The sequence below is a fragment of the Sphingomonas sp. URJC2 genome (assembly GCF_059803575.1).
Window position 1 is genome coordinate 33,756 of the sequence record NZ_JAPFGX010000023.1, and the last position, 14,055, is coordinate 47,810.

Annotated in this window: 13 protein-coding genes; 10 read left to right on the forward strand and 3 right to left on the reverse strand. The window is 69.0% G+C overall.

Features of this window, described 5'->3' with window-relative positions:
* Positions 1 to 27: 27 nt before the first annotated feature.
* Together glmS and glmU are read right to left on the reverse strand one after the other, a co-directional pair.
* Positions 28 to 1,863: a glutamine--fructose-6-phosphate transaminase (isomerizing) gene (gene glmS / locus OPU66_RS09855; protein WP_498553452.1), complete on the reverse strand. Its 1,836-nt coding sequence runs from the start codon at positions 1,861 to 1,863 to the stop codon at positions 28 to 30.
* Positions 1,864 to 1,973: 110 nt separating this feature from the next.
* Positions 1,974 to 3,329, reverse strand: coding sequence for a bifunctional UDP-N-acetylglucosamine diphosphorylase/glucosamine-1-phosphate N-acetyltransferase GlmU (glmU, locus tag OPU66_RS09860; protein WP_498553453.1), 1,356 nt, complete (start codon positions 3,327 to 3,329; stop codon positions 1,974 to 1,976).
* A 94-nt stretch (positions 3,330 to 3,423) separates the two neighbouring features.
* Between glmU and OPU66_RS09865 the strand changes: the two genes are divergently transcribed.
* The 9 genes from OPU66_RS09865 (at position 3,424) to OPU66_RS09905 (ending at position 12,454) form a co-directional block, all read left to right on the forward strand.
* A complete protein-coding gene (locus OPU66_RS09865) occupies positions 3,424 to 4,158 on the forward strand; it encodes an HAD-IA family hydrolase (protein ID WP_498553454.1) in 735 nt (244 codons plus the stop codon).
* Complete coding sequence (locus tag OPU66_RS09870; RefSeq protein ID WP_498553455.1) at positions 4,158 to 5,399, forward strand: ATP-binding protein; 1,242 nt, start codon at positions 4,158 to 4,160, stop codon at positions 5,397 to 5,399. The genes OPU66_RS09865 and OPU66_RS09870 overlap by 1 nt, the downstream gene beginning before the upstream one ends.
* 72 nt (positions 5,400 to 5,471) lie before the next feature.
* Positions 5,472 to 6,530 (forward strand): substrate-binding domain-containing protein, encoded by a 1,059-nt coding sequence (locus OPU66_RS09875; RefSeq protein ID WP_498553456.1) that lies wholly within the window; start codon positions 5,472 to 5,474, stop codon positions 6,528 to 6,530.
* 2 nt (positions 6,531 to 6,532) lie between these two features.
* A complete protein-coding gene (gene pstC / locus OPU66_RS09880) occupies positions 6,533 to 7,909 on the forward strand; it encodes a phosphate ABC transporter permease subunit PstC (protein ID WP_498553464.1) in 1,377 nt (458 codons plus the stop codon).
* Positions 7,902 to 9,197, forward strand: coding sequence for a phosphate ABC transporter permease PstA (gene pstA, locus OPU66_RS09885; RefSeq protein ID WP_498553457.1), 1,296 nt, complete (start codon positions 7,902 to 7,904; stop codon positions 9,195 to 9,197). The genes pstC and pstA overlap by 8 nt, the downstream gene beginning before the upstream one ends.
* A gap of 3 nt (positions 9,198 to 9,200) precedes the next feature.
* Entirely contained in the window at positions 9,201 to 9,980 is a 780-nt protein-coding gene (gene pstB, locus OPU66_RS09890) for a phosphate ABC transporter ATP-binding protein PstB (RefSeq protein WP_160592225.1), read from the forward strand.
* 11 nt (positions 9,981 to 9,991) lie between these two features.
* Positions 9,992 to 10,684, forward strand: a complete 693-nt coding sequence (gene phoU / locus OPU66_RS09895) for a phosphate signaling complex protein PhoU (RefSeq protein ID WP_498553458.1) — start codon at positions 9,992 to 9,994, stop codon at positions 10,682 to 10,684.
* A complete protein-coding gene (gene phoB, locus OPU66_RS09900) occupies positions 10,684 to 11,382 on the forward strand; it encodes a phosphate regulon transcriptional regulator PhoB (protein ID WP_160592223.1) in 699 nt (232 codons plus the stop codon). The genes phoU and phoB overlap by 1 nt, the downstream gene beginning before the upstream one ends.
* A 133-nt stretch (positions 11,383 to 11,515) precedes the next feature.
* Positions 11,516 to 12,454 (forward strand): glutaminase, encoded by a 939-nt coding sequence (locus OPU66_RS09905; RefSeq protein WP_498553459.1) that lies wholly within the window; start codon positions 11,516 to 11,518, stop codon positions 12,452 to 12,454.
* A gap of 10 nt (positions 12,455 to 12,464) precedes the next feature.
* Here OPU66_RS09905 and OPU66_RS09910 read toward each other — a convergent pair whose 3' ends face one another.
* Positions 12,465 to 13,478, reverse strand: coding sequence for a polyprenyl synthetase family protein (locus tag OPU66_RS09910; protein ID WP_498553460.1), 1,014 nt, complete (start codon positions 13,476 to 13,478; stop codon positions 12,465 to 12,467).
* 148 nt (positions 13,479 to 13,626) lie between these two features.
* Here OPU66_RS09910 and OPU66_RS09915 point away from each other — a divergent pair, with 148 nt between their 5' ends.
* Positions 13,627 to 13,911 carry a chorismate mutase gene (locus OPU66_RS09915; protein ID WP_498553465.1) on the forward strand — a complete coding sequence of 95 codons (285 nt, stop codon included), beginning with the start codon at positions 13,627 to 13,629 and terminating at the stop codon, positions 13,909 to 13,911.
* Positions 13,912 to 14,055 lie beyond the last annotated feature (144 nt).

Consider the following 14,055-nt stretch of genomic DNA (forward strand, 5'->3'; position numbering starts at 1 on the left):
CTCTGCCGGCCCGACCGGATGGCGGCGTCACTCGACGGTGACGCTCTTCGCCAGGTTGCGCGGCTGATCGACATCGGTGCCCTTGGCGACCGCGACGTGATAGGCGAGCAGCTGCACCGGCACCGCATAGACCAGCGGGGCGATCAGCGGGTGGACGCGCGGCATTTCGATCGAGGCGAGCAGCCCGTCGCCCGCCTGCGCCAGCCCGTCGGCGTCGGAGATCAGCACCACCTTGCCGCCGCGCGCGCGGACCTCCTGCATGTTCGACACCGTCTTGTCGAACAGCGGCCCTGACGGCGCGATCACCACCACCGGCACCTGATCGTCAATGAGCGCGATCGGGCCGTGCTTCATCTCGCCGGCGGCATAGCCTTCGGCGTGGATGTAGCTGATTTCCTTGAGCTTCAGCGCCCCTTCCAGCGCCAGCGGGTAATCCGGCCCGCGCCCCAGATACAGCACGTCGCGCGCGCCCGCGATGGTCGGGGCCATCGCCTCGATCTCCGCGTCATGGGCGAGCGCCGCGTTCATCGCCGCCGGCACCTCGGCCAGCTGGCGGACGATTTCGGCTTCCTCGGCCGCATCCAGCCGCCCGCGCGCGCGGGCGAGATTGACGGCCAGCGCCGCCATCACCGCCAGCTGGCAGGTAAAGGCCTTGGTCGAGGCGACGCCGATTTCGGGCCCGGCATGGGTCGGCAGCAGCAGATCGACCTCGCGCGCCATCGAGCTGGTCGGCACGTTGATGATGCCGGCCACCGTCACCCCATGCGCCTTCATGTGGCGCAGCGCAGCGAGCGTGTCCGCCGTCTCGCCCGACTGCGAGATGACGAGGCCGAGCATGTCGGGGCCGAGCACGGGATCGCGGTAGCGGAACTCCGAGGCGACATCGACCTCGACCGGCACGCGCGCCAGCTGCTCGATCCAGTATTTGCCGATCGCGCCGACATAGGAGGCGGTGCCGCAGGCGACGATGGCGACGCGGCCGATGCGGCCGAGATCGAAGCCGAGATCGGGCAGCGCCACCTGTTCCTCGACCGGGCGCAGATAGGAGCTGAGCGTCTGGGCGACGACGACCGGCTGCTCGTAAATCTCCTTCTGCATGAAATGGCGGTGATTGCCCTTGTCGATCAGCGCGCCGGTGATGCCCGACAGCGTCACGGGGCGATCGACCGGGCGGTTGTCGCGGTCATGGATGGTCGCGCCGCCGCGCCGGATCACCACCCAGTCGCCTTCGTCGAGATAGGCGATTTTCTGGGTGAGCGGGGCGAGCGCCAGCGCATCGGAGCCGAGATAGATTTCGCCCTCGCCCTCCCCTTCGCCATAGCCGAGCACGAGCGGCGAGCCGAGCCGCGCGCCGATCAGCAGATCGGGATGATCCTGGAACAGCACGGCGAGCGCGAACGCGCCGTGCAGGCGCGGCAGCACGCGGCGCACCGCGGTTTCGGGATCATGGCCCGCCGCCAGTTCGCGGTCGATCAGATGGGCGACGACCTCGGTGTCGGTCTGGCTGGTGAACACCCGGCCATCGGCGATCAGCTCGTCGCGCAGCGGCTTGAAATTCTCGATGATGCCATTGTGCACCAGCGTCACGCGCCCGGCGGCATGGGGATGGGCATTGTCCTCGGTCGGCGCGCCATGCGTCGCCCAGCGGGTATGCGCGATCCCGACCAGCCCGGGCAGCGGATCGGCGGCCAGCTTACGCGCCAGATTGACGAGCTTGCCCTCGGCGCGGCGGCGTTCGATGCGGCCGCCATGCACGGTCGCGACGCCGGCGGAGTCATAGCCGCGATATTCAAGCCGCCTCAGCCCGTCGACCAGCCGGTCGGCGACGTCATGGCTGCCGAGGATCGCGATGATGCCGCACATAGTCTCAAACTCTTTCGGTTAAATGGTCTCAAATCCGCGCGCGTCACCGCATAGCCGCGCCGCCCGGCCCGCGCCAGCCGCCAGCCGCCAACGCCGCGCGCCGGGCTTGCTCAGCCGCCGCGCCGCGCCGCCATCATCGCGCGGAACCGCGCGGCCCAGCCGGGCTTGACCGACTGTCCGGCGCGGCCAAGCGCCAGCGCGTCGGCGGGCACATCGGCGGTCACCACCGACCCGGCGGCGACGATCGCGCCGTCACCGACCGCGACCGGGGCGACGAGCGCGCTGTTCGAGCCGATGAACGCCCCCGCGCCGATGACCGTGCGGTGCTTGAGGAAGCCGTCATAGTTGCAGGTGATCGTCCCCGCGCCGATATTGGCCCCCGCGCCGATCTCCGCATCGCCCAGATAGGACAGGTGATTGGCCTTGGCCCCGTCGGCAAGGCGCGTCTTCTTCACCTCGACGAAATTGCCGATCTTTACGCCGCGGCCCAGCACCGCGCCGGGGCGCAGCCGTGCATAGGGGCCGATTTCCGCCCCCGGGCCGACCGACGCGCCCTCCAGATGGCTGAACGCGCGGATCACCGCCCCGTCGGCGATCTCGACCCCGGGGCCGAACACGACATGCGGTTCGATCACCACGTCGCGGCCAAGCCTGGTGTCGTGGCAGAACCACACCGTGTCGGGCGCGACCAGGGTCACGCCGTCAGCCATCGCGGCTGCACGCCGGGCCTGTTGCCAGCGCGCCTCCATCGCCGCCAGCTCGCCCCGGCTGTTGACACCCGCAACCTCGTCGGCATCGGTTTCGATGACCGCACAGGCCCGGCCATCGGCGGTCGCCAGCATGACGATGTCGGGCAGATAATATTCCCCCGCCGCATTGTCGTTGCCGACACGGGCGAGCAGCGCGAACAGATCGGCGGCGCGCACCGCCATCAGCCCGGAGTTGCACAAGGTCACCGCCCGTTCGGCGGGCGAGGCGTCCTTGTGCTCGACCATCTTTTCGATCCGCCCCTCGGGCGTCGCGATGATCCGGCCATAGGCCCCCGGATCGGCGGGCCGGAAGCCGAGCACCGCGACCGCCGGCCGGTCGGCCGCGTCGAGCCGCGCCGCCAGCCGCGCCATGGTGTCGGCAGTCACCAGCGGCGCATCGCCGTAGAGGATCAGCACCGTGCCATCGAAGCCGGCAAGCGCGGCTTCCGCCTGCTGCACGGCATGGCCGGTGCCCAGCTGCGGTTCCTGCACGGCCAGGCTGACATCGCGCCCGGCCAGCGCCCGTTCCAGCTGGTCGCGGCCGCTGCCGACCACCGTCACGACGCGCGCCGGGCGCAGCGCCGCCAGGCTGTTGAGCAGATGCATCAGCATCGGCCGCCCGGCGAGCGGATGCAGCACCTTGTGCAGCGCGGATTTCATCCTCGTGCCCTTGCCGGCGGCGAGCACGATGGCGGCGAGATTGGCTGGCTGTGTCACATGGCGGCGCTTGCCATGGCGGGCCGGGGCGGGGCAAGGGGCGGCGATGGGCAGCGGGCGGATCGCGTTGCACCCGGCCCATCAGGGAGAACCCATGGCGACAGTCCCGGCCCCGGATTTCGACGAGAACGGCTTTGCTATCGTCGGTTTCGATCTCGACGGCACGCTGATCGACACCAGCGCGACGCTGGCGCGTGCGGTCAACCATGCGCTGGCCGCCGGCGGCCGGCCGCTGATCGCGCCCGATCAGGTGCGGCCGATGATCGGCGGCGGGGCCAAGCTGATGCTGGAGCGCGGGCTTGCGCTGAGCGGTGGCGCGGACGAAGCCGAGTTTCGCCGCCTCTACCGGCTGCTGCTCGACTGGTACGGGGCCAATCTGGCCGATGGCTCGGTGCCCTATCCGGGGATGGTCGAGGCGCTCGACACCCTGTCGGCGCGCGGCGTCAGGCTCGCGGTCGTGACCAACAAATTCGAAAGCTTCGCGCGCACCCTGCTGACCGATCTGGGGCTGATCGACCGGTTCGACACGCTGATCGGCGGCGACACGCTGGGCAAGGGCAATGCCAAGCCCAGCCCCGCGCCGATCCATGCGATGATCGACCGGCTGGGCGGCGGGCGCGCCGCGTTTCTGGGCGATTCGAGCTATGACGTCGCCGCCGCCCGCGCCGCCGGGGTGCCGGTGATCGCGGTCAGTTTCGGCTTTCTGTCCGGCCCGGTCGAGGATCTGGGCGCGGATGCGGTGATCGACGGCTATGACGAGCTGGTGCCCGCACTCGCCCGGCTGGCGCGGGGCCGGGCCGGCAGCATTTCCGCCGGGGAGCCGGGCTGATGGACCGCATCCTGCTGGCCGTGCTGATCCAGCTGGGCGGGCTGGTCGCGGGCGCGCTGCTCGGCGCGCCGGGACTGGTGCTGGGGGCCAATCTGACCGTCGGCATCGCAATGCTGGTCGCGCTGTGGCCGCATGAACGCCCGCAGCCCGCACCGGCACCATCGGCCCCTGTGATCCTGCCCGGCGGCGACGGCTCCATCGGCGCGATCCTCGATGCGGTCGGCGATCCGGTGCTGCTGGTCGGCGACGGGCGGGTGGCGGCGGCCAACCGCGCCGCGCGCGCGCTGCTTGGCGAACATGTGGTGGGCGAGGACGCGCGCATCGCCATCCGCCACCCGGCGGCGGCGGAGCGGCTGCTGGCCGGCACATCGCCCGGCGATGCGCAGCCGACCGAGCTGGTCGGCCTTGGCGGCCGCGACACGCGCTGGGAAATGCAGGTGGCGGCGCTGCCCGACGGCCGCCGCCTCGTCCATCTGGTCGACCGCAGTGCCGGCCATGCGGCCGAAAAGATGCGCGTCGATTTCGTCGCCAATGCCAGCCACGAACTGCGCACGCCGCTGTCGGCCATTCTCGGCTATGTCGAGACGCTGGACGATGAAAAGGCCGGCGGCGACGTGGCCGTGCGCAAGCGGTTCCTGAAGATCATGCATGACGAGGCGCAACGGATGCAGCGGCTGGTCGATGATCTGATGTCGCTGTCGCGGATCGAGGCGGAGAAATATCGCGCCCCCGAAACGGCGATCGACATGGCCGGGCTGATCGCCGAAACCCATGCCGTGCTGCGCGACCAGCGCGGCGAGCGCGGCCGCGACATCGTGACCGATATCGATGAAAGCCTGCCCTTTGTCGCCGGCGACCGGGCGCAGCTGTCGCAGGTGCTGCACAATCTGATCAACAATGCGATGAAATATGGCCGGCCGGGCACGCCGATCACCGTCAGCCTGTCGCGCGGGCCGGGATCGATGATCCGGCTGAGCGTCGACGACGAGGGCGAGGGAATCGCCCCCGAACATCTGCCGCGCCTGACCGAGCGTTTCTACCGCGTCGATTCGAGCCGCAGCCGGGCGCTGGGCGGCACCGGCCTCGGGCTCGCCATCGTCAAGCACATCATCGAGCGGCATCGCGGGCGGCTCGACATCCAGTCGACGCTGGGCAAGGGCACCACGGTCACGGCGCTGTTGCCGCCCGCGCCGCTGCGACTGTCATCAAACGGTAACAGCGCTGTAACAGGAACGGTCTGATTGGCTGCTAGCCGCGAATGACGGGGCAGGCGGTGCGCGAACCGCCGCCAAGCGATTGGGACTGATTTTCGGATGAAAGTGACCAGGGCGTTTCTGGCCGCGGGCCTTGCTGTTGCCGCGGTTGCGCTGCCGGCCTGCCAGGATGCGGCCGATGACGGCGGCACCGGCGCGCGCGCGCAGATCCGCGTTGTCGGGTCGTCGACCGTCTATCCGTTCACCACGGCGGTCGCCGAACAATTTGTGCGCAAATACACGCAGTTCCAGTCGCCGATCGTCGAATCGACCGGGACCGGCGCGGGGATGAAGCTGTTCTGCGCCGGGGTGGGGGCCGCCTATCCCGACATCGAAAACGCCTCGCGCCGGATCAAGGCGTCCGAATATGCCGATTGCGCGCGCAACGGCGTGACCGAGGTGATCGAGCTGCAGATCGGCGTCGACGGCCTTGCCTTTGCCCAGGCGAAAAACGGCCCGCGCCTCGCGCTCAGCGAGGCCGATGTCTATCGCGCCATCGCCGCCGCGCCGTTCGGGCGGCCCAACACCGCGCGGACATGGCGCGACATCAACCCCGCGCTGCCGGCGGTGCCGATCAAGGTCTATGGCCCGTCGAGCACATCGGGCACGCGCGATTCGCTGGTCGAGCTGGTGCTGAAACCCGGCTGCGAGACCGATCCCGCGACCCGCGCGCTCAAGAGCAGCGATCCGAAAAAGTTCGAGAATATCTGCGCCAAGCTGCGCGACGACGGCGCCTATGTCGATTCGGGCGAAAACGACAATCTGATCGTCCAGAAGCTCAATGTGAATCCGACCGCCATCGGCGCGTTCGGCTACAGCTTTCTGGAGGAAAATCTCGACACGCTGCGCGGCGTGGCGATCCAGGGGGTGATGCCCTCGGTCGCGACCATCCAGGATGGCAGCTATCCGGGCGCGCGGCCGCTGTTCGTCTATGTCAAGAAAGCCCATCTGGGCGCGGTGCCGGGGCTGCGCGAGTTCATCGCCGAATATGCCAATGGCTGGCGGCCCGGTTCCTATCTGTCGCGCCGTGACCTGATCCCCGCCCCGCCGGCGGTGATGGCGGCCAATGCGCGCGTCGCGACCGAGCTGACCGCGCTCGACCCGGCGGAGCTGAAGTGACGATGACGCCGCTGTCGACCCTGATCCTCGTTCTCGGCCTCGGCCTGGTCGGCTGGGCCGCCGGGCGGGCCCGCGCCCGGGCGCGCGCGGCCGCTCCCGGTGTGCGCGCGCATTCGCTGCCCGGCTATCATGGCTGGTATGTCGCGATCTGGACGGTGGTGCCCGCGCTCGCCTTCATCGCGCTGTGGAGCAGCTTTGCGCCCGCGCTGGTCACAGATGCCGTGCTCCAGACGCCGGCCGCGCAGCTGCTGCCCGCCGAGACGGTCGATCGCGCCGCGATCCTGAGCGAGGCGCGGCGCATCGGCACGGGCGGGCAGGCCAATGCCTTCAACCCGCTGTCGGCGCGGCTCGCCCCGGCCTATGCGGAGGCGACGGCGCGGTTCAGCTTTTACGGCGGTGCGACCGCGATCCTGATCGCCTTTGCCTGTGGAGCGTTCGTCTTCACCCGCATCCGCGCCGATTTCCGCGCGCGCACCCGCGTCGAACGGCTGGTGATGGGCGGGCTGCTGCTCGCCTCGCTGATCGCGATCCTGACCACGGTCGGGATCATCGCGTCGCTGCTGTTCGAATCCGCGCGCTTCTTCCAGATGGTGTCGCCCGCCGGCTTTCTGTTCGGCACCAGCTGGAGCCCGCAACAGGCCGGGTTCGGCGACATCAACCGCGTGTTCGGCGCGGTGCCGCTGTTCTGGGGCACGATCTTCATCGGCGCGATCATCGCGATGCTGGTGGCGATCCCGCTCGGGCTGATGAGCGCCATCTATCTGACCCAATATGCCGCCCCCCGGGTGCGCGCCTGGATGAAGCCGGTGCTGGAGATCCTCGCCGGCGTTCCCACCGTCGTCTATGGCTATTTCGCCGCGCTGACCGTGGCGCCGGCGGTGCGCGATGCCGCCGCCGCGCTCGGCCTGGCCAGCGCGACATCGGAAAGCGCGCTCGCCGCCGGGCTGGTGATGGGGGTGATGATCATCCCGTTCGTGTCGTCGATGGCCGACGACTCGATCGCCGCCGTGCCGCGCGCGATGCGCGACGGCTCGCTCGCCATGGGGGCCACCCAGTCCGAAACGATCAGCCGGGTGCTGCTGCCCGCGGCGCTGCCGGGCGTCGTCGGCGGCGTGCTGCTCGCGGTCAGCCGCGCGATCGGCGAGACGATGATCGTAGTGATGGCCGCCGGGCTGACCGCCAATCTGAGCGCCAACCCCTTTGCCAGCGTGACCACCGTCACCGTCCAGATCGTCCAGCTGCTGACCGGCGATCAGGAGTTTGACAGCCCCAAGACGCTCGCCGCCTTCGCGCTCGGGCTGGTGCTGTTCATCGTCACGCTTCTGCTCAACATCGTCGCCCTGCGCGTCGTCAAAAAATATCGGGAAGCCTATGAGTGACACGGTTCTTGCCGGCGTGCCGCCGCGCGGCACCGAGGCCGGGCGCGCGCCGACCGACTGGAAGGGCGCGGCGATGCAGCGCCGGATCCGGCGGCGCTATGCGGCCGAACGCCGGTTCCGCCTGGCCGGGCTGGGCGCGGTCATGCTGTCGGCGGCGTTCCTTGCGTTTCTGCTGGTGGTGATGATCGCCAATGGCTGGCGCGGCTTCACCCGCACCGAAATCCGGCTGGATGTCGATTTCGCGCGCGCCGGGCTGGCGGTGACGCCGGCGATGCTGGGCGGCGCGGATGCCGACCGGCTGCTGGCGACCGCCGGGCTGGAGGATCTGGTCAACCGCACCGCCGTGCGCCAGTTCGGGCCGGGCGGCGAGCGGCTGCTGTCCGAGGCGGCATGGCTGGAGCTGCGCCGCGCGATCAAGGCCGATCCGGCGGTGCTGTCGCGCACCGCTCCATTGTGGCTGCCGGCGGCCGATCCGATCGACGTCGCCGCCAAGCATCAGGGCACGGCGCGCGCCGAGGCCGATTATGCGCGGCTGACCGCGACGGGCGCGGTGCGCACCGGCTTCAACCTCACCTTCCTGACCGATGCCGACGCCACCGATCCGGCGATGGTCGGCATCTGGGGGGCGCTCAAGGGATCGCTGCTGACCATGCTGGTCACACTCGCCCTCGCCTTTCCGATCGGCGTGCTGTCGGCCGTCTATCTGGAGGAATATGCGCCGCGCAACCGCTGGACCGACCTGATCGAGGTGTCGATCAACAATCTGGCGGCGGTGCCCTCGATCATCTTCGGGCTGCTCGGCCTCGCCATCTTCCTCAACACCTGGCATCTGCCGCGCTCGGCCCCGCTTGCCGGCGGGCTGACGCTCGCGCTGATGACGATGCCGGTGATCGTGATTGCCGGGCGCAACGCGATCAAGTCGGTGCCGCCCTCGATCCGCGACGCCGCACTCGGCATCGGCGCCAGCCGCATCCAGGTGGTGTTCCACCATGTCCTGCCGCTCGCCTTGCCGGGCATCCTGACCGGCACGATCATCGGCATGGCGCGCGCGCTCGGCGAGACGGCCCCGCTGCTGATGATCGGCATGCGCGCGTTCATCGCCTCGCCGCCCGGCGGCATTTCCGATCCGGCGACCGTGCTGCCGGTGCAGATCTTCCTCTGGTCCGACGAGGTCAGCCGCGGGTTCGTCGAAAAGACCTCGGCCGCGATCATCGTGCTGCTGGTGTTCCTGCTCGCGATGAACGCCGTCGCCATCTATCTCCGCAACCGCTTCGAACAACGCTGGTGATCCATGTCTGAGCCGACCACCCCCACCCGTCCCAAGATGACGGCGCGCGACGTCAGCGTGTTCTATGGCGCCAAGCAGGCGATCCGGAACGTGTCGATCGATGTCGACATGGAAAATGTCACCGCGTTCATCGGCCCGTCGGGCTGCGGCAAATCGACCTTCCTGCGCACGCTCAACCGGATGAACGACACCATCGGCAACGCCCGGGTCGAAGGCCGGATCGCGCTTGACGGCGAGGATATCTACGCGCCCGAAATGGACGTGGTGCAGCTGCGCGCACGCGTCGGGATGGTGTTCCAGAAACCCAATCCCTTTCCCAAGTCGATCTTTGAAAACGTCGCTTACGGGCCGCGCATCCACGGCCTGTCGCGCAGCAAGAGCGAGCTTGAAGGGATTGTCGAACAGTCGCTGCGCCGCGCCGGGCTGTGGGACGAGGTGAAGGACCGGCTGTCGGACAGCGGCACCGCGCTGTCGGGCGGCCAGCAGCAGCGGCTGTGCATCGCCCGCGCCATCGCGGTCGACCCCGAAGTCATCCTGATGGACGAGCCGGCATCGGCGCTCGATCCGATCGCCACCGCCAAGATCGAGGAGCTGATCCACGAGCTGCGCGGGCGTTATGCGATCGTGATCGTGACGCACAATATGCAGCAGGCCGCGCGCGTGTCGCAGCGCACCGCCTTTTTCCATCTGGGCGAATTGATCGAATATGGTGTGACGTCGGAACTGTTCACCAATCCCCGGCAGGAACGCACCAAGGACTATATCACCGGACGCTATGGCTGAGGACGCGGAACATGCAGGAACATACGGTCAAGGCGTTTGACGAAGACATCGTCAAGCTGCGCGGCCTGATCTCGGAAATGGGCGGTCGCGCCGAGGCGGCGATCGACCATGCGATGGCCGCGCTGACGCGGCACGATCTGGAGGCCGCGAGCCGCATCGTCGCCGAGGACAAGCGCATCGACGAGCTGGAGGCGGCGGTCGAAAAGCTCGCCGTCCAGATCATCGCCCTGCGCGCGCCGCTGGCCGACGATCTGCGCGAGGTGGTCGCCGCGCTCAAGATCGCGGCGGTCATCGAACGCATCGGCGATTATGCCAAGAACATCGCCAAGCGCGTGCCGCTGATCGGCCGCCAGCACCAGATCGAGGCGCTGTCGGTGCTGCCGGCAATGGCGCAGCTGGCGAGCGACATGCTGCACGACGTGCTCGACGCCTTTGCCGCGCGCGACTGGGAAGCGGCGATCGAGGTCAACAAGCGCGACCGTGCGGTCGATGATTTCTACAACAGCCTGTTCCGCACGCTGCTGACCTTCATGATGGAAAATCCAGCGACCATCGGCGAGGCGGCGCACCTGCTGTTCATCGCCAAGAATCTGGAACGGATCGGCGACCATGCGACCAACGTCGCCGAAATGGTCTATTTCGCCGCCAAGGGCGTGCACATGGCCGAGCGCGAACGCGGCGATGATGTGACGGAGACGCAGTGATGGCCCGGGCCAAGATGCTGCTGGTCGAGGACGATGCTGCACTGGCCGAACTGCTGGTCTGGCATTTCCAGCGCGAGGATTTCGAGATCCGCCACACCGCCGATGGCGAGGAAGCGCTGCTGATCGCGCAGGAAAACACCCCCGATCTCGTCCTGCTCGACTGGATGATCGAGGGACTGTCGGGGATCGAGGTCTGCCGCCGCCTGCGCCGGATGCCCGAGACGCAGAATGTGCCGATCATCATGCTCACCGCGCGCGGCGAGGAAGAGGACCGGGTCCGCGGGCTGGAAACCGGCGCCGATGATTATGTGACCAAGCCGTTTTCGCCGCGCGAGCTGGTCGCGCGCGTCGGCGCGGTGCTGCGCCGCGTGCGCCCGGCGCTGGCGGGCGAGCAGCTGACCTATGCCGATCTGGAAATGGACACGGTCGGCCACAAGGTGCGCCGCGGCGGCCAGCTGGTCGCGCTCGGCCCGACCGAGTTCCGCCTGCTCAAGCATTTCCTCGAACATCCGGGCTGGGTGTTCTCGCGCGAGCGGCTGCTCGACAGCGTCTGGGGCCATGACGCCGATATCGAGCCGCGCACCGTCGATGTGCATATCCGCCGGCTGCGCCAGGCGATCAATGCCGGCGGGCGGCCCGACATCATCCGCACGGTGCGCAGCGCCGGCTATGCGCTCGACGCCGACGGCAAGCTCTGAGCGGCGGCGTCCGCTGCCGCGGGCCGCGCACCGGAAACAGGGGCGGTGCAGGGCGGGCCACGCCAAGGCGGCGGCCCAAAGATTGCAGCCTGTGGCCAGCCATTTCGGTTCCGACGCGCCTATAGGGTGAGGCATGGTTGCCCAATCCCCCGATCTCGCCCGCATCGTCGCCCGCCTTGCCGCCGACATGGCGCACGAACCGCAGCGCGGCCGCGTTGCCGACTACATCCCCGCCCTCGCCCGCGCCGATGCCGACCGGTTCGGCATCGCCGTGCTGACCGCGGATGGGCAGATGCATGTCGGCGGCGATGCCGATCACGGCTTTTCGATCCAGAGCATTTCCAAGGTCTTCACCCTGACGATGGCGCTCAACCGCATCGGCGCGCGGTTGTGGCAGCGCGTCGGCCGCGAGCCGTCGGGATCGGCGTTCAACTCGATCGTCCAGCTCGAACATGAACAGGGGCTGCCGCGCAATCCGTTCATCAATGCCGGGGCCATCGTCGTCAGCGACGTGATCCTGGCCGGGCGCACGGCAGAGGCGGCGACCGCCGAGATCCTCGATTATCTGCGGCTGCTGGCAAATGATCCGGGCATTGCCATTAATGCCGAGGTCGCCTGTTCGGAGGCCGAGACCGGGCACCGCAACGCCGCGCTTGCCAGCTATATCAAGAGCTGCGGGCGGCTCGACCATGCGGTCGCCGATGTGCTGCAGGTCTATTTCGCCCAGTGCGCGATCACGATGAGCTGCCGCCAGCTGGCGCGCGCCGGCCATTATTTGATGGCGGGCGGGCGCGGCCCGCATGGCGAGGTGCTGGTGCCGCCCGACCGGGCGCGGCGCATCAACGCACTGATGCTGACCTGCGGCCATTATGACGGATCGGGCGAGTTCGCCTACCGCGTCGGCATTCCCGGCAAATCGGGGGTGGGCGGCGGCATTCTGGCGATCGTGCCGGGCCGCGCGTCGATCGCGGCCTGGTCGCCGGGCCTCAATGCGCGCGGCAGCTCGATGATCGGCAGCCTCGCGCTTGAGCGGCTGGCCGAGGCGATGGGCTGGTCGGTGTTCGCGGCCTGAGCGCCGGCGATCAATAAGCGCGGGCGACGGCGAAGGCGACGGCTTCGGTGAGCGCGGCCTTGGCCGCCCCCTGCGCGAACCCGCCCAGCGCATCGACCGCGCGCTGGCCATAGCGGCGCGCCGCCGCCAGCGTGTCGTCGATCGCCCCGGTCGCGCGCAGCAGCGTCTGGGCGTGGGCGAGATCGGCATCGCTCGCGCGGAAGCCCATCATCGCGTCGCGCCAGAACGCCTTGTCCTCGGCCGATCCGCGCGCATGGGCGAGGATCACCGGCAGCGTCACCTTGCCGTCGCGGAAATCGTCGCCCACGCCCTTGCCCATCGTTTCCGCGTCGGACACGAAATCGATCGCATCGTCGACCAGCTGGAACGCGATGCCGAGATTGCGGCCATAGGCGTCGAGCGCCAGCTCCTCCGCCTCGCTGCGTTCGGCAACGACGGCGGCGATCCGGCAGGCGGCGGCGAACAGCGCCGCGGTCTTGGCGCCGATGATGTCGAGATAGCGTTCCTCGCTGGTCTCGACCTGGCGCTGCGCGGTCAGCTGATTGACCTCGCCCTCGGCGATCACAGCGCTGGCGTTGGACAGGATGCGGAGCACCTTCAGGCTGCCATCCTCGACCATCAGTTCAAAGCTGCGGCTGAACAGGAAATCGCCGACCAGCACGCTCGCCGGGTTGCCCCAGATGATGTTGGCGGTGCGCTTGCCACGCCGCAGGTCCGATCCGTCGACAACATCGTCGTGCAGCAGCGTCGCGGTATGGATGAACTCGACCGCCGCCGCGAGCCGGTGATGACGCGTGCCCGGATAGTCGAGCAGCCGCGCACAGGCGAGGGTGAGCATCGGGCGCATCCGTTTGCCGCCGCCGGCGATCAGATGCCCGGCCAGTTCCGGGATCAGCGGCACGTCCGACTGCATCCGGTCAAGGATCACTGCATTGACCGCATTCATGTCGGGCGCGACCAGCGCCATCATCGGGTCGAGCGATGGCGGCCGACCCGCGTCGATACGGTGGAGTGTTGCGCTCATGCCCCGCCCCTGTGGCCGAGCGGGGCGCGAAAGACAAGGTAAAGCGGCGGCCGGACCGGGCGAAGACGGGCGCGCGCCTGAGAAAAGCCTTGCGCCCCCGCCGGCCAGCGTCTTGTCTGGCGCCGATGGGCATCAGATGGGGATGATGATGACGGCCGATGAACAGCTGCGCCGGTATCGCGAGAGCATCGACAATATCGATGCCGCGCTGGTGTTCATGCTCGCAGAACGGTTCAAGATCACCCAGGCGGTCGGGGCCTACAAGGCCGAGCACGGCCTGCCGCCCGCCGATCCCGGCCGCGAAGAACAGCAGATCGCCCGGCTGCGCACCCTGGCCGCCGAAGCACGGCTGGACCCCGAGTTTTCCGAGAAATTCCTGCGCTTCGTGATCGACGAGGTGATCCGCCACCATGCGCGGATGCAGCAGGGGTAAGGGGAGGTTGTGGTGCCGCGCCTTGTGGCGCGGGGGCGGGGTTGTTTGTGGTGCGCCTCTCGGCGCACGGGCGGCACCGGCCCGCACCCCCACCCGGCCTCCCACAGTGTATCCTGCCGTTGGGAGGCCGGGTGGGGGTGCGGG